A 25,316-nucleotide genomic window follows, 5' to 3' on the forward strand; every position below is an offset into this window, starting at 1 on the left:
AAAGGAAACACGCTATTGCAAAAGAGTCTCTTTTAGGGTCAAAAACTATGGTTTTATGATCTTGAAAAGATGTTAACTGGTTGATTTTGTGTTAAAATAGCATCTTAATATTAACATTTTTTTAGCCTATAAGTTTTAGGGGGGTATTCGTTTTTTGATGTCTTAGGGGGTAATAATACTTAATTAAACACAAATTAAAACAACTTATGAATCATGCGAAAAATTAATCTCATTTTAGCTATTGTAGCTATATTTTTCACAGGTGTATTAAAGGCTCAGGAAGTTTTTACTTCTAAAGAAAAGAAGCTGATAATAGAAAAATATACAAAAGGCGATAGTAACTTTAACCCATCACCTGCAGAATTAGAAGTTATTTATAATTATATAAAAAACAAGAAGTTAACAAAAGAAGAATTAGAAGAATATAAAGAAAAAAGTAAACGTAAAATAAGTAACGATGAATTAGAAAAATATCGAAAGGCGAATAGTAAAAAATCGCGAAGCTCGGCAAGTAATGCCACTATGGAACTTCCTGCTGATGCTAGGTTTCCGGGAGAGTTCGAAGAAGTTCAAGGAATCTTTGTGACGTACCCTTATCATGCAAATGCTCCTGATTTTACATATTATGGAAAATTTTTTAGAGAATTGATCAATGGAATACAGCAAGCAGGAGTTAAGGTGTATATAAACGTACGAAAACAATCGGATAAAGATATTCTAATTCGTCATTTTAGAGAACAAGGAACACCACTTACTAATTATCAGTTTTTAGTGAACCCTTCAGATCAGTTTTGGACCAGAGATTTTGGTCCGATTAATTTTTACTATGGAGCTGATGATAAAATCGGTTGGGTAGATTTAAATTATGGAGGTAGAGGTAAGGATGATCAGTTAACTCCACTATGGGCCAAAGAAATGGCTATAGACTATACTTATATGCCGATCAGATTTGAAGGAGGAAATACCCTGATGGATGGACAACAGACATTAACTACAAGTAGTGCCGTGTTTGAAAATAATAGTTTGGACTATTCTAAAGCAGAAGTTGAAAATATGTTAAAAAAGTCATTTAACTTAAAAAAGTTATATGTTTTAGATAGGCTTATAGATGATGGAGGAACAGGGCATGTTGATTTATATTTGGATATGACGGATGAGAACACTTTCGTGTATACAAAGCAGCCTATGGAAATGGCTAATATATCAGAATATGTAGATTATCAAAATGTCCTGAATAACATTGAATTTTTAGAAAAACAAACAAGTTCGGCAGGAAAACCTTATGCTTTTAATACCATCCCTTTTCCGACTCGTGATGATGGATCTATATTTGATACAGCCAAAAGTATTAATGGGACCAACAGAACGTATAGCAATCATTTAATTGTTAATAAAACAATCATACAACCAGTATTTAACGATGGTCAAACCGGTAATATAGAAGGAGATAGAGCGGCATTGGATATTTTGAAAAAGAAATATCCTGGGTATAAGATTATTACTGTTGATGGTCGTGTTCTACAAGGTTTAGGAGGCTCTATACACTGTGTAACAAAGGAGTTTGCAGCAGAAAACCCTGTTAGATTTAAGCATTACGCATATAGAGGTGAAGTAAATAGATGTCAATCTTCGTATCCGATTGATGCTGTGATTACTAATAAAAGTGGAATAAAACAGGCAACATTGTTTTCAAGAGTAAAAGGAACAACTACCTGGACTCAAACAAGGATGACAAAAGAAGCAGCTAACCATTGGAAATCTGCTATTACATTATCTTCGGCTTCAAGCAATGACATGATAGAGTACTATTTGTCTGCTACCTCTAATAATGGAAAGACAATGACATATCCAATGACAGGTGCAGAAGGTGGGGCATATACGTTTTGGTGTGCTTCCAGTTGTTCGAAAGAAATTACTGCACATCCATCATATAAAGAAAGTTTTGAAAGTTCTTTAGGAGACTGGATTCAGGATACTGCGGATGATTTAGATTGGAAATTTAGTACAATGGGGCAAACAGAACCAATCAATGCTGCTGATGGGGATTATTATTTATTTATAAATAATTCAGAAGGGACTTCTAATAAACAAGCAATTCTCAAATCACCTTGCCTTAATCTATCAGGTGCTAGTTTTGCAAAGCTTACCTTTAAGCATTATAACTATGGAGGGAATGATACCGGTTCTTTATACCTGGAAGCTAGTGATGATAATGGATTTACCTGGGAGAAAATATGGCAAACACCAAATAATCAGACTACCACTTGGTCTCCTGTAACAGTTGACCTGAAAGAATACATTGGAGAAACAGTACAATTACGCTTTAATCGCACTACAGGGACAAATTCCCGTGCAGGAATTGCTATTGACGCGATATCTATTTCCACATTGGAAACACAGGCACCAACAACTCCGCTTAACTTAGCAGTATCCAATGTAGCAGCAACCAGTTTGACATTAACGTGGGCAGCAGCTACAGATAATGTAAAGGTAACAGAATATTTAGTGTATGAAGGGACAAAAAAGGTGGCAACGGTTAAGCCAGACTATACAAAGTTTAATGCGACTGCTCTAACACCAGAAACAGCATATACATATACCGTAAGAGCAAAAGATGTGGCAGGGAACATTTCTTCTGCTAGTAACATAGTGAATGTGACTACTTCCAGAGGAACTGCACCCAATACGGCTTGTGATAAAGTTCCTGATGCGGATGAAACACTGTTTTATGAGATAGGAGATCGTGCAAAATGGAAACCTTGGAGAGAAGAATATAAATCAGTATTTGAATTTACCAAGGCAGGCTGGGAAAGACAGTTTAAATGTAACGCAACAGGATCGGACACACAAGCGCCTACAGCACCTGCGAATCTAACAGCAGGCAATGTTACTAAAACTACCATTGACCTTAGCTGGGGGGCTTCTACTGATAATGTAGGTGTAACCGGATATGAGGTATACCAAGGAAATACCATGATCGGAACGGTTACTGGAACAAGATACCAGGCTGTGGGATTAACAGCAGGGACAGCGTATACTTTTAAGGTATTGGCTAAGGATGCTGCAGGAAATAAATCAAGGTCTAGTAATACTGTTACTGCCACGACAATATCAGAAGACACACAAGCGCCTACAGCACCTGCGAATCTAACAGCAGGAAATGTAACGCAAACAACTATTGATCTTAGCTGGGTTGCTTCTACTGACAATGTAGGTGTAACTGGATATGAAATTTATCAAGATGATGTTTTGAAAACTTCGGGAACTACTACCAGTTATCAGGTAATGGGATTAACACCTAATACTTCATATCGTTTTAAAGTCAGAGCAAAAGATGCAGCAGGAAACTATTCGGCATTTTCTAATATCGTTTCTGTTAAGACAATAGGAGATACGGGAGGTGATTGTCAGAAAGTAACAGGAGTAGTAGCTTCTGATATAAAAGATGTGTCAGCTACTATTGATTGGAATGTTGCAGATGGAACGACTACTTATATTGTGGAATATAAAAAGACTACTGCTAATGCTTATACAATAGTTGAAGCTACATCAAATACTTTAGGGTTGAGAGATCTTAGTCCGGAAACAACCTATCAGTTACGTATAAAATATACCTGTACAGGAGCTACAGGAGATATCTGTGACGGGGTTGCCCCATGGAGTTCAGGAGTAGTATACCAACCAGGAGATAAGGTAGTATATAATGATACCTTGTACCAAAAGAATAGTTCGAATGGTTGGGATAATTTAGGGAGATGTGGTACTACAGGAAATGTACAAGGAACAGATGCTCCGTATTCGGATATAATAACATTTACAACCAAGAAAACTCCCGGAGGAGGAATTTGTGATGGAGTAGAGCCATGGAGATCAGGAGTTGTATATCAACCTGGGGATAAGGTAGTATATAATAATACCTTGTATCAAAAAAATGCTTCAGGAGGTTGGGATAACCTAGGTGCATGTAATGGAAGTAAGAAGCTAACTTCTCTGGCGTCATACCTGCCATCAGCAATAGAACTGATAATTTATCAGGAACCATTCTCTGGTACATTATCAATTTCTCTGCCAGAAGCACTACTTAAATCATCATCATATCGCATATTTGATGTAACAGGAAAAGTTATTATGAGCGGAGAAAAAGCTAAGAAAATAGACGTAGAAACAATAGAGAACGGAATGTATATTTTAAAAATAACATCCGGAAAGAACAGTTATGTAAAACGTTTCTTAAAACATTAATATCGTACTACAATAAGTAAATTAGGAAAGCGCCTTTATTAAAAAGGCGCTTTTTTTGTCTTTTAAAATTTAAAAGTACACTCATGAAAGTCAAAAAAATCAGGTCAGGTCATGATAGCCATTTATTCAGAAATCCAGGAATCATGTAACCATTTTTCTGTAATTCTGATTTTATCTCTATAGTTCCATTTAATATTCCGCTCAAATGTGATTATCGATCCATCAAAACCAACAATTACCCAGGCATAATCATCTTTAATTTCCCGGTGACATTTATATTTCATTCCAGAAATTGTCAACGGCTTCCCATTGACAACAATCTTCTCGTCGTGTTGGGCAATCCATAAATTTCTTACATTTATTGCTAGGGTAGAGTCAACTTTAACTAGAAATTCAATAGCAATTGCTTTAGTTTGTTCTTTAGAAATCATTTTTTGAGTTGCATATTTTGTATCCATATGGGTAAAACCTAAAATTTGCTTTTCCTTTTCAGAGATAATAAAGGAAAAATGCTCTTCACTGATTAATTGTTCTCCATTTTTCTGATATCGGAATAGGTATGCAGAAACTTTGTCCGCCATAACTTTTTTTACCGAATGAAAATGATAGCCATTAGGAATGCTTAATTTTTCTTGAAAAACCTCTATATAGGACTTCATATCATTAAAAGAAATTTGCTGTGATATTAATTTAGTATGCATGATAAAAACAGTTGTAATTAGTAATAATATTTTCATAAATTATCTCCTTAAAATGTAAATAAATGACATTTTAAGGAGATATACAACATTTTATAGAGTAGATTTTTATGGGGAATGAGACACCTTAGGTGATTTGTTATTATACTTTTTTAACAAGAGGTTTTGCTAACAAAAAAGAAGTTATTAGGGAGTTACTTGTTGTTTTTGTTATTCTTTAGTGTCTTTTTTGTTTCATTGAGTAAGGTGAGTAGGGAGGAAGTTCCAGAAAATTAGCAATGTATTAACAATTTTAAGAGTTGATATTTCTTAAAATCCGTAAGTATCTAAGGGATAGGTGCTAATAAAATACAAAATATCTCATAAAGGGAAATTTTGACTAAATATGTATGTACCCCTCCGGCTAATTTTATACCTGAACTTTTAAAAACATAAACTCATATGAATTTATCAAAAATTAAAAACGACATGTTCCCGAAAAGCTGTGCATTGCTTTTATCAGCAGCTTTAACTTTTACATCTTGTAATAAAGAAGAAGATGGGATAGATCCAACATTAGGAGAAGAAAGCAACATTCAGATCGTTAAGGGAGAATACATTGTAGTATTTCACAATCAAAGTATTAAGAGTAATGCAGTAAAACAGGAGTCTTTAGGATTATTAAAAAAGTATGGAATTACCAGTGATCAGATCAAAAGTGATTACCAAAGTATATTCAAAGGAATTGTACTTCATGATATTTCAGAAGATACGTATAATCAACTTCAGGAGGATCCGGCTGTAAAAAGTGTAATTAAAAATATCCCGATGGAGTTTAATTTAACACCAGTTAACTTACCAACTCAGGAAAATACAGGGACAAAAATGAATGACCCTATTTTTGATAGGAGATTACCTAACGGAGAGATTGTACCATATGCTAATCAAAGGGTAGGATATGCTGATGGTCGAAGAGAAAAAATTTGGTTTTTTGATGGCGGAATAGCTGAGGTTAATGAACTGAATATTGATCGTAGATTAAGTCGTAATTTTATTGCTGGGGAGCCAGCAAATGCATGGCAAGATACACGGGCAGATAGCCATGGAACTCGGGTAGCTTCCATCGCAGCTGCAAAAATGAACGGATCAGGAATTGTAGGAGTAGCTTATGGCGCTACAGTTGTGTCTATAAGAGTATTTGGCACAGGGGCAACATTAGCATCGATTACTGAGGCGTATGATTATGTAGCCAGAAATATCGGTCCTAATGATGTTTGGAATATGAGCGGAGGACCTACCTCTTCATACCAAGGCTTGGTTCGTAGAGGGTTTAAAGATCAGGCAGATTTATTAGCGGCTGCTATTGCAAATCTGGGAAGGATTCGTCCAGGGGCAATTGCAGCAGGGAATGATGGAATCAATTTAGATCTAAACCCCTTCGTAGAATCTATGAATAGTACTGCAAATGATAATGTGTACATTGTAGGAGCGATAAATAATAGAGATCAGGTGTGGGATTCTTCCATGTTTGGAAGGGTGATTGATTACTGGGCTCCTGGAGTGGAAATGACTTCTATCGACCGTTTTGGAAATGTAGATGTAGGAGGACCTGGTGATTCAGGAACATCTTTTGCTTCTCCTGTAGTTGCTGCGGTTATTGCATTGACAAACAATAATCCAACAATCAACAGAAACCAAAATATTACAAGAAATGGTCATACCAAACCTGTACCATTGGCACAAATAATAAACATAATAGGTAGATAATATTTTCATTTCTTTTTTTTATAATTCCGATACTTATGAGGTGTTAATCAGCAGCTCATAAGTATCGCTTTTTAGAAACCCCTCTAAAATATATAATACTATACTGTATTTTCCGAGAAGGAATAAATGATGAAGAAGGATAATGGATGCAATAACATTAGCAAATGTGTTTTCTCTCTGGATAGGGATGTAAATTCTTATTCTTTTATGAAGAAATAAGCTTTGAGATATTATATATTTATATTTTATTACTTGATAATCGAGATGTGTAGGCTCTGAGTGGGACTCGAAATTAAAATTACATCTTACTATTATATTTTGTGCACTAGTAACAAAGGTAGTAGAAAGATTAAGTACGATATAGATGGAATATTTACAGGAATTTATTAAGTATTATCACATTACAGAAGAAGAGTTGATTTCTGAATTAAAAGAACATGCGTACAGCACTATTTTAAAAAAAGGAGAATATGCAATTAAAGAGGATGAGTATATCACACTTCTTAAAATTGTTGTCAAAGGAAGAATAAGAGTTTATCAGCAATATGAAGATAAAGAAATTTTAGTATACTATTTAAGAGCTATGGAAACATGTATTCTATCACTTTCTGCGTGTTTTGAGCATTGTAAGAGTAATGTGAATGCAGTTGCAGAAGAAAATACTGTTTTATTAAATATCCCTGTCCGCTTTGTAAAGGAGTGGAGTTTTAACTATCGATCCTGGCATGATTTTACGATTAATACATTTAGGGAAAGTCTTACTATCATGTCTTTTAACTATTCCAAATTGGCATTTGAACCACTCAAAAATCGCTTGTTAGACTACATTATCCAGGAATCTTCAGACAGTACATTATACCTTTCTCATTCGCAGTTAGCTAAAGAATTGGGGACGACAAGAGAAGTTATTTCTAGGATTTTAAAAAAACTGGAGCAAGAGAAAAAATTAGTGTTAGGGCAAAAAACAATTAAAGTTTTAATATAAACTTTTCAATAAGAAGAGAACCATATAGAAGCCCCCCTTTTTTACATCAAAAATAGAGAACCTGTTTTGCTAATGGTTGGGAAGACCTTAGCAGGAAAATTTCTAATTACTGAGTTATTAGACCTTGTTTTTATTGCTTGTGACATTTGTCACAGGTTTATCATTAAAAAACCCGGTTATTTTGCATCATAATGATAATGAACAACCTAATTTAAGTTTAAAAATTATGATGATGTATCTGAATAAATTAATGGTATTGACGGGCGTATTTACTCTATTTATAGGATCTTGTGTAGGGCAGGAACCTAAAAACCAAAAGATAAAAACAGCGCAAAACTATATAGAACAGCCTCCGTTAGCACACCATCAGGTAGCGCTAGAAGTATTGACAGCTAGCAAAAAATGGATAGAAGAATTTAATAAAGGAAAAGGAGAAAAATGTGGGAAGAGCTATGCAAAAAATGCTTACATGCGTGTGATTCCGGTAGGGGGTAAAAATGGAAATAAAAATATATCACAGTTTTGGATTGATTTTATTAAGTCAGGAGCTTCCAATCTGGTATATACTGATGTCAATGTAGCAGTGATACATGAAAAACAGGTACTTTTATCTGCCAATTGGCAGATGAATGTCGGAAGAGGGGTAATCTATCAGGAAAAATGGGAAAAAGTAAATGGAACATGGGTAATTACCTATGATGATTTTGAAATCTTAGAACACTTTAGAGCTCCCAAAACAATACAAACAGACCCATTGGCAAGTCACAAAGCATTAGAAGGAGTTATTAAAGCGTCTATGCATTGGACAACAGGATTCAATACCCAAAATATTCAAACATGTAGTGATGGCTATACAAAAAATGCAACTTTAAGCCCTTCTCCTTTTCCTGAGGTAATAGGGAAGAAAGGCATACAGACATTTTGGACAGAACTTATCAAAGGAGGTGCTAAAAATTTAATTTATCACTCCCCTACATTTACATCCGTAGCAGAAAACCGAGTAGTACTTTCATCTAATTGGTCGATGAATATAGGAGAAGGAAAGATTTATCAGGAGAAATGGATTTTAAAAGATGGAAAATGGTTATTGGATTACGACGATTTTCAGGTTTTAAAACAGTATTAATCGATATTATAAATATAACAAGAATGAGGTTTAATATATTTTTAAAGCCAGTTCTTTTTTAAGAGAAATAAAATGAAGTTTAAAGGTTTTTCATTACATATAAACCACCCAGAAGAGACACTCTCTTTTTATCAGGATATAATAGGGTTCAGACTTGTAGAACAATACCAAGTTGAAAATCATACCATTTTTTGTCTGGAAAGTAAAGCAAGAGGATATGATCTGGAGCTTATCTATAATCAGGAGAGTGAGAATATAAGTTATGCACATGAGATGCAGGATAATTATTGGAAGTATAGTTTATTTGTAGATGATATTAAAAGAGTATATCATCGATTAAACCAAATAAAACACACTACAGGAGAGGCATACCAATTCGGGGATATCGGGTATTTAATGCACACCGCGGATACAGAAAGTCATAAGATAGAATTTATTCAGAAAACATTTGAACAACATAGCAGGCAGACAGTATCTAATGATTTGTTCTTCTTAAAAGAACAACCGGTTTTAGGTCTACTGACGATTCGTACAAAAGATCCGGTAAAAATGCTGCGTTTTTTCGAGAGCACTCTAGGACTAAAGCTATTCGTACGAATGTATGTAGAAAAGGGAGAAGGGTTTACACTTTACTTTTTAGGAGATAGAGAATTAGTACCTCCGAATCCAGACATTGATGCTATCGAAAATAGAGAATGGATGTATCAACAAAATCATTTGTTTATTGAGATTCAATATTATTGGGGGAGTGAATATAAAGAAGGTTTTGATTTATGCCGAAATAAAAGAGGTCTTAAATCAATTAATTTTGTAGGGAATTTAGAAACCGTAAAAGAAAAGTTGTTACTCTATGAAGTGCAGTTTGTAGAAAGAGAAACCAGTATTATTTTTAATACACTTGATGCACATGAAATTATAGTAACCCAAGCAATATAAATATATGTGCGCATATAGGTTTTTAAATGTTTTTTCTATGTTGTACACTGTTTTTTTACGCGGTTAGATATAAGTTGTAAAGTTTATTTTTGAAGGTTAATATAGATTTTTTCGAAGGTTATACTATATATTTTATAACTTTTTAAGAAAACATTATTCTTTTTTAAAGAAAAAAAAATCGTGAGTTTTTCTTCCTTTATTCCTCACAAAATCAACTTAATATGAAACTTTATAGGAAAAAAAATTTTCGCCGATTAAGGACATACTGTTTAACTTTCGGGGTATTGACTACCGGACTTACAGGAGTTGCACAACAAACTCAAACAAGATCGTCTACTAATACTTTTTCAGGTTTTCAAGGACAGGTTTCTTTGAAGGATTCTCAAACATCTCCTCGGGATAACCCTAGAGCTCGTTGGGAATATCATATGGAAAAAATAGTAGATCCTTCTACAAAAAAGCTTCCGGAGGATATTCGAAAAAAGGAAATAGCTTTTGTCAAAGGAATTTTAGAAGGAAAAGAGTTGTCAAAATCGGTTGCAAAACAACAAAAATCAGGAAAACATAATTATTACTACTGGAAGCAACGAGGACCTGCAAATGTTGGAGGGCGTACGCGTGCATTGGCAGTTGATCGAACGAATGAAAACGTAATTCTGGCAGGAGGAGTTACTGGAGGATTGTGGCGATCAGAAGATGCCGGGAATTCCTGGAGACAAATTTCAGGTTTCTATGATAACCCTGCTATAACCAGTATTGTTCAGGATCCAAGACCAGGTAAAGAGCATATCTGGTATTATGGAGGAGGAGAGCGATACGGTTCAACCGGAGATGGCATCTCTTTTGAAGCAGGGGGGATTTATAAATCGGTGAATGGAGGAAGAAGTTTTTCGGTACTATCTTCCTCTGTAGTGCCTATGACTAAAAAAGCAAAAAAAGAATTTGCTTTCGTAAATAGTTTAGCAGTTGACGCTACTACCGGTAATTTGTATGTGGCTTCTACAGAAGGCGTTTATCGCTGGGAAGAAAACACTTTTGAAACCATTCGAACAATTGATCCTGTAAATCAACGTTTTGGATCAGGGTATAATATTGCAGTGTCTCCTACCGGTCAGGTATATGCGGCATATAATGGAGATTCTTCTTTTTATCAGAATCCTGACCAACCCTTTTTTTTCTCTTCAACAGATCAGGGAAATACCTGGAAAGATATTTCGCCACCTCTTGAAATGACTAAAAATTTTAATGGAAGAGCAATTATTGAAATAGATCCTTCTGATGAGAATCGAATCTATTTATTTGTTACCACGATGAGAGAGGATTATAACTCAGCAAACGTTTACCGATATCAGGTAACTGATAGAGAGCCCTGGACAGATTTGAGTCAAAATCTATTAATGAATCAAGGTTTTGTAAATAGTTTAACCACGCAAGGAGGTTATAATATGGTCTTTGAAGTCCACCCTACAAATCCAAATATCATTTTTGTAGGAGGCGCCAATTTATTTCGTTCCGAAACGGGACTTACAACTCCTTTAGAGATAAAAGACAGAGTCGGGGGGTATTGTTCTGATACAGGAATGGAATACCATCATGCAGATCAACATGCCTTATGGTTTTATGAATCAGATCCTAATAAAATGCTTTCTGCAAATGATGGAGGAGTTCACCTCACGAATAATCTTATGGGCAAAGGATGTGAAGGAATGAAATGGAAATCTTTAAGTAATGGATATTATACAACACAACCATATCATGTTTCATTTGACCCGAATTCTAAAAAAGAAGAACTATTAGCAGGTTTTCAGGATAATGGAAGCTGGTATAGTGACTCCAGAAGATCAGATCATCCTTGGGATTTTATTCATGGGGCAGATGGAGGATACAGTGCGATTGCTGATCATGGAAAAACCATGTATGTTTCGACGCAAGGAGGATATGTGATTAGATATAAAAAGGATAATAATGGCACTGTAATAGACTCGGGAACAGTGGTGTCTCCAAAAGAGGCTAATCTTCATGGTTTTATTGTTCCGTTTATGTTAGACCCGATCAATGATAACATCATGTATTATCTGGGAAGGAAAACAGTGTGGAGAAATAATAACCTGGATAGTATTCCTGCTACCGGTAATCAGGAACATATAACTATCAACTGGGAGGGGTTAGAATTAGGAGTGTCAGGAACGCCATCGGCTATTGGATTATCAAGATACCCTGTAGGGAACCGAATGTATATCGGAACTAAAACCGGAACTATATATCGACTAGATAATGCCAATGTAGCCAATGGACCGGCAAAAGATATTAGCTCCGGAAAGGGGTTACCTCAGGGGTATATTAATCATATAAATGTAGACCCATCAAATTCAGATCGCGCAATAGTAACTTATTCTAATTATGGAATTCCCAGTCTTTTTATTACAGAAGACGGAGGAGAAACCTGGACTGATATCGGAGGGAATCTGGAAGAACAATCGGATGGAAAAGGAAATGGTCCTTCTGCTAAAGCATCTGCTTTTTTGGGAGGTAGTAATAGTGCTCTAGGAGTGAATTTTCAAACTGTTTTTGTGGCGACTAGTACAGGGTTGTATTATACTCGTCATTTGAAAGGAAAAAACACCTACTGGTATAAAGAGCCTTTTGTAGTAGGAAATGCATTGACAACAACAGTACAAACCAGAAAAGATGGATTTATAGCAATATCATCTCATGGAAATGGAATGTTCTCTGCTAAGTTCCCGGTATTTTTTAATCCAATTCCAGAACCTACGATACACGTGGCACAGATGCTGGATAATATTGAGGTAGATTATCGGGATAATTATACAACTTCTATAGATGTATCCAACGTATTTGAGACTGATGATGGAAACCCTCCTTCCATATCACTTATCAATTCTAATCCAGCATTAGTGACAGCAGCATTAAACGGAGATTTGTTAACGCTGAACTATAAAGGAAATACAAATGTGGGAAGTGCTACAATTACACTGATAGCCAAAAAAGGAGAAGAACAAACTTCTGAAGGTTTCTCTTTTATATCTAAGGAACCAATGTTATATGATCAGAAGCAACGAGGAACAGTGAACTCCTTTTTAACATCGTATACTAATGATCAAGGATATGCCTCACAAGGAGCAGACGATTTTACGATCCCAGCAGGAGAAATTTGGAATATTAGAAGAATTATAGCTTTTACACATTCTAGTGAATATATACCTTTTGCCGTTGAAGATATTAGTTCTTTGAAAATTCAGTTGTATAATGATCAAAATGGAAAACCAGGAACATTAAGAGAAGAGTATTCTGTAGATAAGCTGGATTTTCTTGATAAAGATATTTCTATAGTGTTACCTTCAATACTTCAATTAGAAGAGGGAACCTATTGGATAAGTATTATACCTCACCTAAAGAATGAGAAGTCTCAGTGGATTTGGGGAACATATGACATATATAGTTCGGATATAAAAGGAGCTCCCGCTCATTATTTAGGTAAAAACTTTTTTTCAGATCAACCTGATATAACTACCTGGACACCTGTTCATGAGATAGAAAAGTATGCTCCTTACATCGAGAAATGTGATGCAAGATTTCAGTTGTTTGGAGTAAAAGAAGGGGAAACGTCTAAACGACCGGAAGAAACAACAGAGTTACCATTGTTATTATGGCCTAACCCCTCTCATGATTTTTGTCAGATAGATTTCAAAACGATTCGCAAATTTGATAAAAAAGTAACGATAGACGTATTTGATGCATTAGGTAATAATATCAAGAAAATAAATCAGATCAGAACACAGATCGGACAGTATTTCTTAAATATTCAGAGTTTACCCAAAGGAACTTATATCGTTAAAATTACAGGTAAAAAGACAAATAAAACATTTAAGATTTTGAAAAAGTAATAAAGAAATATCACTTGCTGTTGCATTAGGAGGTGATACCTGTTTTTCAAACAAATTCCCTGGATGAGTCTGGGGAATTTGTATATAAGACATTTTTTATTCAAAAACCGGTAGAAGAATATCAGATAATAAAAAGAACTAAACCTATTGAATTGATATATAATAGATAATTGATCAATTGTTCTTAGAAATAAACGAGGAAGTGTTTTCTTTATGAGTAGTATAGAAAATGACAGATGACATTAGGGAATAAGAAGGTTATTCACATACTCTTTTCATCCTCAACACCATTTTTTAAAATACCAATTTCAGGAACACTTACTGTAACGATATCTCCAGGAGCTAAATAGATAGGAGGACTGAATCTGGCGCCAGCTCCATTAGGTGTTCCTGTCGAAATCATATCACCTGGTTTTAAAGTCATAAAAGTACTGAGATATGAAATGATATAAGCGAATGAGAACATAAGATTAGCGGTTGTGTCCTGTTGACGTACTTCCCCGTTGACACGAGTTTCTATAGTTAGGTTCGTATAATCTGTAATCTCAGTAGCGGTCACAAACCAAGGACCGATTGCACCCGATTTCTCAAAGTTTTTTCCTTGTGTAACATTGAATTTTGCATGTCGAACCCAATCGCGGATGGTTCCTTCATTCATTAAGGTCAAACCTGCTATATGTTCCAGTGCTCTATTTTCAGGGATACGTCTTCCCGGTTTACCAATGACAATGACAATTTCTCCCTCATAATCTAGTTGATGAGATTCAGGAGGGCGAACCAGGTTTTGTTGATGTCCGGTAAAAGAATCCAGATATCGCAAGAACAAACTTGGATATTGAGGTAATTCAGAATTGTCTTTGTACTCAGCATTTCTATTCGTATAATTAACCCCGATACAAGCGATTTTTTCTCCAGATAATATAGGAGGAACATATTCGATCTCCTGTTCTGTATACGCAATTCCAGTATTCCGGGCAATATCTTCTAATTTTTCTAAACGATCCGTCTGGATCCAATGACATAAGTCAAAACCATGATCTTTTCCAATATCTGTCAGGAAAATACTGTTTCCCTTCTCTATTATTGATCCATAGGTAATCCTGTTATTGATCTTATATGATGCAAATTTCATAGTTAAACGCTCATTTTAGAATTCCAAAAATAGATTTGAAATTTCTTTTTGTATTGCATTAAAGTGTAGCTTTTCTTTAACTTATATGAAGCTCTTTTCTTGTTTAAATAAAAAATAATTTACATAAAACTATAAGGATTAATACACTTTTTGTAAAACATGATTCTAAATAAATAACGAACTATGTACAATACAAAAAAGATACAATATGCTTAGTAAGAAGCAAATAAAAGAAGAAGCTGTTCTGTTACATCAGGCAGAAAAAAAAAGACTACAGTTAGAAGCAACTACAGTGAGATATCCTGAAATGCAAATAGAAGATTCCTATGCTATCCAAGAAGAGTGGATGCGAATTAAAAAGAACGAAGGACAGAAGGTAATAGGGTACAAAATAGGGTTGACTTCAAAAGTGATGCAAGCAGCTATGTCCATAGATGAGCCGGATTATGGGACATTGTTGGATAGTATGTACTTTGAACATGGCTGTACAATCAAAGCTTCTGATTTTTTAGACCCGAGAATAGAAGTAGAATTAGCGTTCGTATTAAAGAAACCGTTGTTTGGAAAATACCTGACAGTCGAAGATGTTATAGCGGCTACAGATTATGTCACTCCTGCATTAGAAGTAATCGCAGCCAGAACTTATCGAGTACATCCAGAGAATGGATATACACGTACGGTTAGGGATACTATTGCAGACAATGCAGCGAATGCAGCAATTATTCTTGGTCAGGAGAAGGTGAAACCGACAACAATAGACCTGAGATGGGTCAGCGCGCTTTTATATAAGAATAAATGTATTGAAGAATCCGGAGTAGCAGCAGCTGTACTAGATCATCCTGCAAAAGGCGTTGTCTGGTTAGCTCAGAAGTATGCGAATCACGGTATAGCCCTAGAAGCAGGTCAGATCATTTTATCAGGATCATTTACGAGACCTATAAAAGTAAGTAAAGGGGATCGTGTTACAGCAGATTATAATGAACTCGGAAAAGTTGAATGTAAATTTTTGTAAGGTATGAAGCAACTGGAAGATAATATATTGAAAAAAAAGGTGGTAAATAGAGCACGTACCTATGGAGTCTGGAATGGTCTAGTAGATACGGTTGTTGCCGAGATCCTCGCTTGTGCCGATTTTGACTGGATATTGATAGATGGAGAACATGCTCCATTCGATATCCGAAAAATACAATTACAACTTCAAACTTTATCAGCGTATGATACTCAGGTAATCGTAAGACCTCCTGTAGGAGATACTGTATTAATTAAGCAATTGATGGATATAGGTGTACAAAATGTAATGATTCCAATGGTTGAAACAGCAGAACAAGCCATGCAGTTAGTAAAAGATATGCGTTATCCACCCGAAGGGAATAGAGGGGTTGGTACGGCACTTGCAAGAGCTTCAAAATGGAATCGATTGGAGAATTACTTTGCTAAAGCAAATAGTCAAATGTGTTTAATCTGTCAGGTAGAAACAATCAAAGGATTAGATAATCTTGATGAAATTTTAGCAGTTGATGGAGTAGATGGAGTCTTCATCGGTCCTGCAGACCTGGCTGCCTCTATGGGGCATTTAGGAAATCCAGCGCATCCCCAAGTAAAAGAAATGGTTGCTAAGGCTCTTACTAAAATCCGAGAAAAAAATAAAACGGCAGGTGTACTGGCATTATCCAGTGAATTGATTGCTTTTTATAGCAGTAAAGGAGCTAATTTATTAGGTATAGGAGTCGATACATTGTTACTGGCGAATAGTGCGCAAAAACTCATGAATACAATAAAATAACACGCATAAAAGTATAATAATTCTTACATAAAAATGCAAAAGTGTTTTTTCTGACTAAACTACTTTTATCAAGTAAGTAACCTCATACAAATCTAATTTTTCAAAACATAATGTTAGATACTAATTTAGAAATACTGAATCAACTGTTACCCAGTCTTAAGAAAAATGGGATTCAAAACTTTATAGAAGGAGAGCGAACAGCAGCCATCTCCGGAGATACCTTTGATGTGCATTCTCCTGTTGATAGTGAATTTATAACTAAGGTAGCCTTGTCAGGTAAAGAAGATGTTGATCAGGCGGCAAATGTAGCTCAGAAAGCTTTTGAATCCTGGAAAAAGATGCCACATCAGGAGCGTAGAAATATATTGTATGCTATTGCAGCCAAAATAGAAGAACATGCCGAAAATATCGCGGTGCTGGAAAGTTACGATACTGGACAGCCTATCCGTTTTATGAAAAAGGCTGCTATTAGAGGGGCCGCAAACTTTAGATACTTTGCAGATAAAGTGATTGATGCTCCAAACGGATTGTCTACCCCCGATACTCATCATATTAATTATACTATTCGACAACCCATCGGACCTATAGGGGTGATTACTCCTTGGAATACTCCATTTATGTTGAGTACCTGGAAAATTGCACCTGCACTGGCATCAGGGTGTACGGTAGTCCATAAACCGGCCGAATTTAGCCCAATAACTGCAGACTATTTGGTGAAGCTTGCTCACGAGGCAGGTTTACCCAAGGGAGTTTGGAATGTGATACATGGTTTTGGAGAGACAGCAGGAAAGTCACTAACAGAGCATGAGGCTATTAAAGCAGTAGCCTTTATAGGAGAAACCACCACAGGAAGCTTGATCATGAAACAGGGAGCAACTACCTTAAAAAGAGTTCATCTCGAACTGGGAGGGCAAAATCCAATTATTGTTTTTGATGATGCAAATCTGGATAGGGCGTTGGATACAGCCGTATTTATGAAGTATAGCCTGAATGGAGAACGTTGTACTTCGAGTAGCAGGTTACTCCTTCAAAAAAAGGTGTATGATGAATTTGTAAAGAAGTTATCTCAACGGGTAAAAAATATTAAGGTAGGGAATCCATTGGATCCGGTTACAGAGGTTGGTCCCATGATACATCCTACCCATCAGGAAAAGGTATTGCGATATGGAACAATTGGAGAAGAAGATGGTGCCACTCTTGTAGTAGGAGGAGGAACTCCAGATCAACTTAAAAAGGGATGTTATGTGAACCCAACACTTTTTATCGATGGAACTCAAAACATGCGTATTGCTCAAGAAGAAGTTTTTGGACCGTTTCTTACCGTGATTCCTTTTGAAACAGAAGAAGAAGCGATCACAATAGCTAATAGTGTAAGGTATGGACTTACCGCATATATATGGACTAAAGATGTCGGAAGAGCTCATAGAGTAGCTCAGGAAGTAGAAGCAGGTATGGTTTGGGTTAATTCTCAAAATGTAAGACATCTGCCAGCTCCTTTTGGAGGAGTAAAATACAGTGGAATTGGTCGTGATGGAGGAGAATATAGCTTTGACTTCTATATGGAAACTAAAAATATATCAGTTGCACTTGGTGATCACCTCATTCCGCAACTGGGCAAAAATCAATAGATATGGATACAAAAAAACTACGACAGGTAGCAGGAGGATTTGTGACAGGGATTACCATAGTGAGTTCCGGGGATGCAGATGAAGAAGTGAGAGCGATGACAGCAAATTCGTTTTTGTCAGTTTCATTAGCTCCTCCATTGGTATTATTTTCTGTAGATACAAGAACCCGATTGTTCGAAACACTTGAAAAAGGGAAAAAGATAACCATTAGCATTTTGTCTGAAGAGCAAGAAGAAATCAGTAATCATTTTGCAGGAAAAAACCATCTGGATCACAATCTCTTATTTGAGAACATAAAAAATTATCCAGTAATCAAAAATGCGCTGGGGTATTACTTGACTAAAGTCAATCAAATCATCCCTGCAGGAGATCATTATTTGGTCTTATGTGAAGTGAAGGATTTATATAGAAATGAACAGCTAAACCCTTTGATGTATTATTCGGGGGGCTATAAAACATATACAAAAACATTAATCTAAGATATCATGATTACAGAACAAAACACTGCGAAAAACAGACCATTTTCAAAAGAGTATGAAAATAAGATTTTTACTGGGCAGGAGTATCTCAATTCTCTGGATGATGGTAGAGAAATTTGGTTTAATGGAGAGCGAATTACCAATATAGCAGAACATAAAGCTTTTAGGAATTCAGCTAGAAGTATTGCCAGATTTTATGATGCAATGCATGATGAACGTTATCAGGATGATCTGTTGCTGGTAGATAAGAATGGTATTGTTACCCATAAGTTTTTTGCACCTAGTTATACTCCTAGAGAATTGGATGAAGCTCGAAAAGCTATTGAGGTTAGTCAGCGCATAAATTATGGATGGATGGGAAGAACTCCAGAATATAAAGCAGCATTTATGGCGCATTTACAGGATAATGCTGGGTTTTATCAAAAAGAGTTTCAACAAAATGCTATTAACTGGTATAAAAAAACAGCAGAAAAATGCTTGTTCCTGAATCATGTATTAGTAGATCCTCCAGTTGATAGATCCAAAGACAGGGTTAATGTAAAGAATGTTTTTGTGAGTGTAGATAAAGAGGATGACAAAGGGATTTATGTCTCAGGAGCCAAAATGGTCGCTACAGGTTCTGTATTGACGCATGGAACATTTGTAGGGCTTACCGGTAATATTACTTCTATGATGGAAAAAGACAGAGATGAAGATATGGCTGTCATATTTTTTGCAGATATGAATACACCGGGACTTAAAATGATTTGTAGACCATCTTATGAGCATGATGCAAATAGTGCATATGATGCACCATTGTCTTCTAGGTATGATGAAAACGATTCTGTAATCATTATGGATCATGCCTTCATTCCCTGGGAAAACGTATTGGTATATAGAGATATTGATCGATGCAAACAGTTTTATAAAGAATCTGGTTTTTTTAATCGGTATAATTTACAGGCAGCCGTTCGATTAGCGATTAAACTGGAGTTTTGTATAGGGTTATTTTCAGAAGGAACCAAGGCATCTGGTACAGCACAGTTTAGAGGGGTACAAGCAGGAACGGGAGAATTAATAGGAATAAAAAACACACTGTGGTCGCTTACTACAAGTATGGTTAATGATGTAGTCTCTTGTGGTACTGGAGTTGTTCCAAATGCAGAGGTAGCAGCAGCCTTACGCCTATATATGTCCAATTGCTGGGATCGGGTACGCGAAATTTTTGAAAGCGTCCTGGGAGGCGCACCAGTGTATACGATTTCTAGTAATAAAGACTTATTGAATGTGGAGTTACGACCATATATAGAGCAGTATTATGTAGGAACGGGGTTAGAGGCTACGGATAGAATTAAATTATTCAAATTAATCTGGGATTCCATGTATTCTGAGTTTGCAGGGAGACACTCTTTGTATGAAAGAAATTACTCCGGAAGTCAGGATTTACAACGATTAGATCTTCTTAGACAAGCCATGGCTTCTAAATCTCTGGATAAATGTACCGCTATGGTCCAAAAATGTATGGATGATTATGACATAAATGGTTGGACAAATACCTGGTTAACCTGATTTACCTTATAGAAGTACAACACAACTGAATTTAAAAAAATAAAAGATAATGAAAGTCCTGAAGCACAATTTTAACCTTCCATTCAATATTATTCGCTGTAGTCATGTAGAATACGGAGTCAGAGATTTGGAGGTTTCCAGAAAGTTTTATGTAGAAACACTGGGATTAATAGAAACCGAACGAACGGATGAGGCATTATATCTCAGGTGCCTCGAGGAACAGCAACATCATTCTTATATTTTAAAAGTAACGGAAGAACCTTGTGTCTTAGCAGTAGGGTTTAAAGTAGCTTTTGAAAAAGATTTGGATGCCCTTAAAGAACATCTGGATCAAAAAAATATACGATCAGAATGGGTAGATAAATATGCAGAAGATAGAACGTTAAAGGTCACTACCCCACAAGGGTTTATTCTGGAGTTTTATGCCAGAATGAAAAAGGTGGCTCATAAACTACGAGAATACCAATCCTATCAGGGAATGCATCCGCAACGATTTGACCATTTTAATGTGTTTACACCAAATGCACAGGAAACCTATGAGTTTTTTGTAAACGAGCTTGGGTTTCGGTTGACTGAATATACTACTACTGAAAAAGGAGAGATGTGGGCCGCCTGGATGCATCGCAAAGGGAATGTACATGATATGGCGTTGACAAATGGAGATGGACCTCGTTTGCATCACTCGGCTATATGGGTGCCTACAGCACTCAATATTATTCACCTCTTAGATGTGATGGCAACATCCGGATTTGTTGAAAACATTGAAAGAGGTCCGGGACGACATGGGGTATCCAATGCTTTTTTTCTGTACGTATTAGATCCCGATGGACATCGAATAGAGATATACACCTGTGATTATCTTACAGTAGATCCGGATCTGGAACCCTTAGGGTGGGATTTGAAAGATCCACAGCGACAGACGCTTTGGGGAGCACCAGCACCCAAAAGTTGGTTTGAACATGGGACTTCTTTTGTGAATACACCTGTAAAAGAGGCTAAAATGGAAGCAAGACCAATCATAGCAAATTAATACAGATGCCACATATTACACTGGAATATTCTGATAATGTATCGCTGGATTTCAAACTTTTTTTTGAAGAATTGAAAAACAAACTGGTTGAAACAGGCTATGTTTCTGCAATGGGAATAAAATGTAGAGCAGTACCATCTACTGTCCATTTTATAATTGATGGTAATCCCAGTTATAAAATGGTAAATTTATTGCTTCGATTACGAGAAGGGCGCTCTCTGGAAGTAAGAAAGAAACTTTCTCAAATTGGAATAAGTTTATTGGAAAAGTATTTCCAGAAAGAGATCACTAATAAAGAAATTATATTGTCTACAGAGGTCAAAGAGTTGATCACTGGATTAGATATCACTAAAAATGCTATCAGATAACGAATGAAACATAACAGTAATACCTTGTTATTCCAGACAAGCGCCTATATCGATGGAGCGTGGGTTAGGGATGCTAATAATAAAACATTTGATGTAATTAATCCGATGGATGATTCTGTGATTGCATCGGTTGCTGATTTAGGGAAAGAAGAAACTAAAAAAGCCATTGAGGCAGCAAATATAGCATTCCATGACTGGAAAATGAAGACCGCTACAGAACGTTCCAAATGTTTGCGTAAGTGGTTTGAATTACAAATCGAACATGTCAAGGAGTTGGCAGAGATTTTGACATTGGAGCAGGGAAAACCCTTAGCAGAAGCAGAAGGAGAAATCAGGTATGGGGCTTCGTTTGTAGAGTGGTTTGCCGAAGAGGCAAAAAGGACTTATGGAGATGTAATTCCCGCTCACGCTAGAGACAAACGGATCATTACATTAAAACAACCTATTGGTGTAGTTGCAGCCATTACTCCCTGGAATTTTCCTAATGCGATGATTACACGAAAAGTAGCACCTGCTTTGGCGGCAGGTTGTACGGTGGTAGTCAAACCAGCAAAAAATACTCCTTTGTCTGCTTTGGCATTAGCGTATTTAGCAGAGAAAGCAGGAATACCCAAAGGCGTTTTTAATGTAGTAACTTCTAGTGATTCCAGAGCGGTAGGAGAAGAGTTGACGCGTAATCCGATAATTAGAAAGCTGTCTTTTACCGGGTCTACAGAGATTGGAAAAATATTGATCAAACAATGTGCAGATACAGTCAAAAAAGTCTCTATGGAGTTAGGAGGTAATGCGCCTTTTATCGTTTTTGAAGATGCGGATATCGATAAGGCTGTTGAAGGAGTTATAGTATCTAAATATAGAAATGCTGGACAAACCTGCGTTTGTACCAATAGGATCTTTGTACACGAACATATACAAGAAGAATTTACCGTTAAATTAGCCAAAGCAATTCAGAAATTAAAAGTCGGAAATGGATTAGAAGAAGGGGTTACAATTGGACCGATGATAGACCACCAGGCATTGGAATTTGTAGAAGAGCTTGTAGAAGATGCAGTAGCAAAAGGAGGAAAGGTGGTTTATGGAGGAACAAGAAGCGCTATTGGAAATAATTTTTATACACCTACATTACTTTGTAATCTGGATACTTCCATGAAGGTTTACCATGAAGAAATCTTTGGACCGATAGCGGCTGTTTTTTCTTTCCAAACTGAGAAAGAAGTGATTCAAATGGCTAATGATACTCCCTTTGGACTTGCTTCTTATTTTTATGGGAAGGATTATGCAAGAATATGGAGAGTAGCAGAAGCTCTGGAGTATGGAATGGTTGGAATAAATACAGGATTAATATCAACAACTTTGGCTCCTTTTGGAGGGATTAAAGAGAGTGGGTTTGGGAGAGAAGGATCAAAGTATGGAATGGATGATTATCTGGAACTTAAATATTTGTGTATAGGGGGAATTGAGTAGTCTCATATGCCTTATACTATCTACAGATATTTGATATTAGCCAAAACAATTTGTAACCCTGAGTTTTGATTTGCTTAACTTGGGGTTTCTTATTTTGGGTAAAAGAAAAGTAAATATGATGTATAAAAGAGATAAAGGAATGATTAAGAGAAATAATAGAGAAAGTACATTCGCCATAGAACCTTTGCCTTCTACTATCGTAAGAACCAAAAATGAACATCAAATCAATAAACATTTATACAAGGAAATTATCTTTTTGTTTTCTGGAGAAGGTAAGCATATGATTGATGATGAGTTGATTGAATTTACGCCTAATACCTTATACTTGATTAATATTGGTCAGGTACATTCGTATATTGAAGGTACGAATATACAGGGATATTCAATAAAGTATAAAAATGAATTTATTCCCTCTTCCGGGTTAAGTTATAAGTCTAGTTTTTATTCCAAGCTGAATGGATATATTGCTGATCTCAATTATATAAAATTAGCTAAGAAAGATGTAAAAAACATTCGATCACATTTTCAAAGTATATTGGAAGAATATAAGCAACCAGATGAAGCATTTACTAGTAAGGCTATTGTACAATATTTGTTTGTGAGTTTTATGCTTAAAATTGAAAGAATGGCTCGGGAGATTGTCATTATAACCTCTAAAACAACAACCAGCAACCATAAAAAAACCTTGTATGTTAAATTCTTGAGTTTGCTGGAAGAGAATTTTATGACCAACCATAGTATGGATTTTTATACAGAGAAGCTGAGCCTTTCCAGAAGAAAATTATCGGATTTGGTTAAAGAGTTTAGTGGGATTACTGCCAAACGCTATTTGTTAAATCGCATTATTTTGGAAGCCAAACGACTACTGGCATATTCCAATCACAATTTAAAAGAAATATGTTATGATTTAGGGTTCGAAAGCCCTGCCTATTTTTCTACTTTGTTTAAAGAGATGACAGGCAAGACCCCTAATGAATATCGCAAGATGCAACAGAAGAAGTAGTCGTCTTTTCGTGATCAATGTAGCGGTATTCGTCTAAAGCATGTTTTAGAATGGTTACCGCTTTTATAATGGAGTCTTTGTTAAGTACGTATGCAATTCTAACCTGATATTTTCCAAATGCTGTATTTGAATAAAATCCAGAAGCAGGAGCGACCATAACTGTCTCGTGTTTGTAATGGTACTTCTCTAATAACCATTGAGCAAAATGATCTGCATCACAAATCGGAAGTTCTGCGATACAGTAAAAAGCTCCCTTTGGTTGTGTAACTTTTACATGTGGTATCTTTTGAAGCTCAGTGATCAAGGTGTTTCTTCGGTCACTGTATTCTTTGATAATTTGATCAAAATATTCCTGTGGGGTATCCAAAGCTGCTTCACTGGCAATTTGCGCATATGTAGGGGGAGATAACCGGGCTTGTGCAAATTTTAAAGCGGTAGCGATAAAAGTGTTGTTTCTGGAAACGATACATCCAATTCTGGCACCACACATACTGTATTTTTTTGAAACAGAGTCAATCATAATTGCATGTTCTTCCAGCTCGGATTCTCTTAATATGGAATAATGTTCTGTATTATCATAAATGAAATCTCTATATACTTCATCAGCAATCAAGAATAAATCGTGTTTTTTTGCCAATTGCGCCAGGGCATGTATTTCTTCTTTGGTATACAAATACCCGGTAGGATTTCCTGGATTACAGATTAAGATGGCTTTTGTCTTGTCAGAGATTAATTGTTCAAATTCAGAAATAGGAGGAAGATCAAAATTAGTGTCAATTTTTGAGGTAACAGGAACAATATGCACTCCAGAAGCGATCGAAAAACTATTATAATTAGCATAGAAAGGTTCTGGAATGATTATTTCATCCCCGGCATCGGCAATGCTGGAAAGCGTAAAAAATAAGGCTTCACTTCCTCCGGTAGTTACCAGAATGTCATCATGAGTTACTTGAATATGATACTTCTTGTAATGCATAGCGATCTTTTTTCGATATATTTCTGAACCTTCTGACCGGCTATACGCTAACACATCAATACTATTATTTTTTACAGCATCCAGGGCAATTTGAGGAGTTTTTATATCTGGTTGCCCAATATTAAGGTGGTATACTTTTATACCTCTTTTTTTTGCATTTTCTGCAAATGGAACCAGCTTTCTCACAGGAGATTCAGGCATATGATGCCCTTTTAAGGAAATACTTGGCATGATAACAGGGATTTATAAAGTATAAGGATACAGGTA

The 25,316-nt window shown here is 35.9% G+C and carries 18 protein-coding genes; 15 read left to right on the forward strand and 3 right to left on the reverse strand.

Going from position 1 to position 25,316, the window contains the following annotated elements; genetic code table 11:
- The first annotated feature begins 213 nt into the window (after positions 1-213).
- Complete coding sequence (locus HN014_RS11065) at positions 214-4,242, forward strand: agmatine deiminase family protein (protein WP_176028935.1); 4,029 nt, start codon at positions 214-216, stop codon at positions 4,240-4,242.
- Positions 4,243-4,364: 122 nt separating this feature from the next.
- Here the strand turns inward: HN014_RS11065 and HN014_RS11070 are convergent, their stop codons facing one another.
- Positions 4,365-4,979, reverse strand: a complete 615-nt coding sequence (locus HN014_RS11070) for a hypothetical protein (RefSeq protein WP_254883989.1) — start codon at positions 4,977-4,979, stop codon at positions 4,365-4,367.
- A 402-nt stretch (positions 4,980-5,381) separates the two neighbouring features.
- Here HN014_RS11070 and HN014_RS11075 point away from each other — a divergent pair, with 402 nt between their 5' ends.
- The 5 genes from HN014_RS11075 (at position 5,382) to HN014_RS11095 (ending at position 13,638) form a co-directional block, all read left to right on the forward strand.
- The gene (locus HN014_RS11075; protein WP_176028936.1) at positions 5,382-6,686 is read left to right on the forward strand and encodes a S8/S53 family peptidase; all 1,305 of its coding nucleotides are present in this window, start codon (positions 5,382-5,384) and stop codon (positions 6,684-6,686) included.
- A gap of 364 nt (positions 6,687-7,050) precedes the next feature.
- Entirely contained in the window at positions 7,051-7,671 is a 621-nt protein-coding gene (locus HN014_RS11080; protein ID WP_176028937.1) for a Crp/Fnr family transcriptional regulator, read from the forward strand.
- Between the two features lie 181 nt (positions 7,672-7,852).
- Entirely contained in the window at positions 7,853-8,797 is a 945-nt protein-coding gene (locus HN014_RS11085; protein WP_176028938.1) for a hypothetical protein, read from the forward strand.
- A 72-nt stretch (positions 8,798-8,869) separates the two neighbouring features.
- Positions 8,870-9,733 (forward strand): VOC family protein, encoded by an 864-nt coding sequence (locus HN014_RS11090; RefSeq protein ID WP_176028939.1) that lies wholly within the window; start codon positions 8,870-8,872, stop codon positions 9,731-9,733.
- Positions 9,734-10,017: 284 nt separating this feature from the next.
- Entirely contained in the window at positions 10,018-13,638 is a 3,621-nt protein-coding gene (locus tag HN014_RS11095) for a T9SS type A sorting domain-containing protein (protein ID WP_176028940.1), read from the forward strand.
- A gap of 262 nt (positions 13,639-13,900) precedes the next feature.
- Here the strand turns inward: HN014_RS11095 and HN014_RS11100 are convergent, their stop codons facing one another.
- Positions 13,901-14,770, reverse strand: coding sequence for a fumarylacetoacetate hydrolase family protein (locus HN014_RS11100; RefSeq protein WP_176028941.1), 870 nt, complete (start codon positions 14,768-14,770; stop codon positions 13,901-13,903).
- A gap of 208 nt (positions 14,771-14,978) precedes the next feature.
- Here HN014_RS11100 and hpaH point away from each other — a divergent pair, with 208 nt between their 5' ends.
- From hpaH to HN014_RS11145, 9 genes are all read left to right on the forward strand, one after another.
- A complete protein-coding gene (gene hpaH, locus HN014_RS11105) occupies positions 14,979-15,782 on the forward strand; it encodes a 2-oxo-hept-4-ene-1,7-dioate hydratase (protein WP_176028942.1) in 804 nt (267 codons plus the stop codon).
- 3 nt (positions 15,783-15,785) lie between these two features.
- Positions 15,786-16,553, forward strand: coding sequence for an aldolase/citrate lyase family protein (locus HN014_RS11110; protein WP_176028943.1), 768 nt, complete (start codon positions 15,786-15,788; stop codon positions 16,551-16,553).
- A gap of 110 nt (positions 16,554-16,663) precedes the next feature.
- The gene (gene hpaE, locus HN014_RS11115) at positions 16,664-18,181 is read left to right on the forward strand and encodes a 5-carboxymethyl-2-hydroxymuconate semialdehyde dehydrogenase (protein ID WP_176028944.1); all 1,518 of its coding nucleotides are present in this window, start codon (positions 16,664-16,666) and stop codon (positions 18,179-18,181) included.
- A 2-nt stretch (positions 18,182-18,183) separates the two neighbouring features.
- The gene (locus HN014_RS11120; protein ID WP_176028945.1) at positions 18,184-18,660 is read left to right on the forward strand and encodes a flavin reductase family protein; all 477 of its coding nucleotides are present in this window, start codon (positions 18,184-18,186) and stop codon (positions 18,658-18,660) included.
- A 6-nt stretch (positions 18,661-18,666) separates the two neighbouring features.
- Positions 18,667-20,208: a 4-hydroxyphenylacetate 3-hydroxylase family protein gene (locus tag HN014_RS11125; protein ID WP_176028946.1), complete on the forward strand. Its 1,542-nt coding sequence runs from the start codon at positions 18,667-18,669 to the stop codon at positions 20,206-20,208.
- A 49-nt stretch (positions 20,209-20,257) separates the two neighbouring features.
- Positions 20,258-21,238, forward strand: a complete 981-nt coding sequence (gene hpaD, locus HN014_RS11130; RefSeq protein WP_176028947.1) for a 3,4-dihydroxyphenylacetate 2,3-dioxygenase — start codon at positions 20,258-20,260, stop codon at positions 21,236-21,238.
- 5 nt (positions 21,239-21,243) lie between these two features.
- Positions 21,244-21,606: a 5-carboxymethyl-2-hydroxymuconate Delta-isomerase gene (locus tag HN014_RS11135; protein WP_176028948.1), complete on the forward strand. Its 363-nt coding sequence runs from the start codon at positions 21,244-21,246 to the stop codon at positions 21,604-21,606.
- Between the two features lie 3 nt (positions 21,607-21,609).
- On the forward strand, positions 21,610-23,070 hold the full coding sequence (locus tag HN014_RS11140) for an NAD-dependent succinate-semialdehyde dehydrogenase (protein WP_176028949.1): 1,461 nt from the start codon (positions 21,610-21,612) through the stop codon (positions 23,068-23,070).
- A gap of 115 nt (positions 23,071-23,185) precedes the next feature.
- Entirely contained in the window at positions 23,186-24,073 is an 888-nt protein-coding gene (locus HN014_RS11145; RefSeq protein WP_176028950.1) for a helix-turn-helix domain-containing protein, read from the forward strand.
- Here HN014_RS11145 and HN014_RS11150 read toward each other — a convergent pair.
- Entirely contained in the window at positions 24,039-25,280 is a 1,242-nt protein-coding gene (locus HN014_RS11150; RefSeq protein ID WP_176028951.1) for a pyridoxal phosphate-dependent aminotransferase, read from the reverse strand. The two genes, HN014_RS11145 and HN014_RS11150, sit on opposite strands and share 35 nt — an antisense overlap.
- Positions 25,281-25,316: the final 36 nt, after the last annotated feature.

The sequence above is a fragment of the Aquimarina sp. TRL1 genome, from assembly GCF_013365535.1.
Lineage (GTDB): Bacteria > Bacteroidota > Bacteroidia > Flavobacteriales > Flavobacteriaceae > Aquimarina > Aquimarina hainanensis.

What these genes read in the sequence shown, in the direction of transcription:
- HN014_RS11065 (WP_176028935.1), top strand. Translation starts at nt 214, where the DNA reads ATGCGAAAAATTAATCTCATTTTAGCTATTGTAGCTATATTTTTCACA.
- HN014_RS11070 (WP_254883989.1), bottom strand. Translation starts at nt 4,979, where the DNA reads ATGAAAATATTATTACTAATTACAACTGTTTTTATCATGCATACTAAA.
- HN014_RS11075 (WP_176028936.1), top strand. Translation starts at nt 5,382, where the DNA reads ATGAATTTATCAAAAATTAAAAACGACATGTTCCCGAAAAGCTGTGCA.
- HN014_RS11080 (WP_176028937.1), top strand. Translation starts at nt 7,051, where the DNA reads ATGGAATATTTACAGGAATTTATTAAGTATTATCACATTACAGAAGAA.
- HN014_RS11090 (WP_176028939.1), top strand. Translation starts at nt 8,870, where the DNA reads ATGAAGTTTAAAGGTTTTTCATTACATATAAACCACCCAGAAGAGACA.
- HN014_RS11100 (WP_176028941.1), bottom strand. Translation starts at nt 14,770, where the DNA reads ATGAAATTTGCATCATATAAGATCAATAACAGGATTACCTATGGATCA.
- hpaH (WP_176028942.1), top strand. Translation starts at nt 14,979, where the DNA reads ATGCTTAGTAAGAAGCAAATAAAAGAAGAAGCTGTTCTGTTACATCAG.
- HN014_RS11110 (WP_176028943.1), top strand. Translation starts at nt 15,786, where the DNA reads ATGAAGCAACTGGAAGATAATATATTGAAAAAAAAGGTGGTAAATAGA.
- hpaE (WP_176028944.1), top strand. Translation starts at nt 16,664, where the DNA reads ATGTTAGATACTAATTTAGAAATACTGAATCAACTGTTACCCAGTCTT.
- HN014_RS11120 (WP_176028945.1), top strand. Translation starts at nt 18,184, where the DNA reads ATGGATACAAAAAAACTACGACAGGTAGCAGGAGGATTTGTGACAGGG.
- HN014_RS11125 (WP_176028946.1), top strand. Translation starts at nt 18,667, where the DNA reads ATGATTACAGAACAAAACACTGCGAAAAACAGACCATTTTCAAAAGAG.
- hpaD (WP_176028947.1), top strand. Translation starts at nt 20,258, where the DNA reads ATGAAAGTCCTGAAGCACAATTTTAACCTTCCATTCAATATTATTCGC.
- HN014_RS11135 (WP_176028948.1), top strand. Translation starts at nt 21,244, where the DNA reads ATGCCACATATTACACTGGAATATTCTGATAATGTATCGCTGGATTTC.
- HN014_RS11140 (WP_176028949.1), top strand. Translation starts at nt 21,610, where the DNA reads ATGAAACATAACAGTAATACCTTGTTATTCCAGACAAGCGCCTATATC.
- HN014_RS11145 (WP_176028950.1), top strand. Translation starts at nt 23,186, where the DNA reads ATGATGTATAAAAGAGATAAAGGAATGATTAAGAGAAATAATAGAGAA.
- HN014_RS11150 (WP_176028951.1), bottom strand. Translation starts at nt 25,280, where the DNA reads ATGCCAAGTATTTCCTTAAAAGGGCATCATATGCCTGAATCTCCTGTG.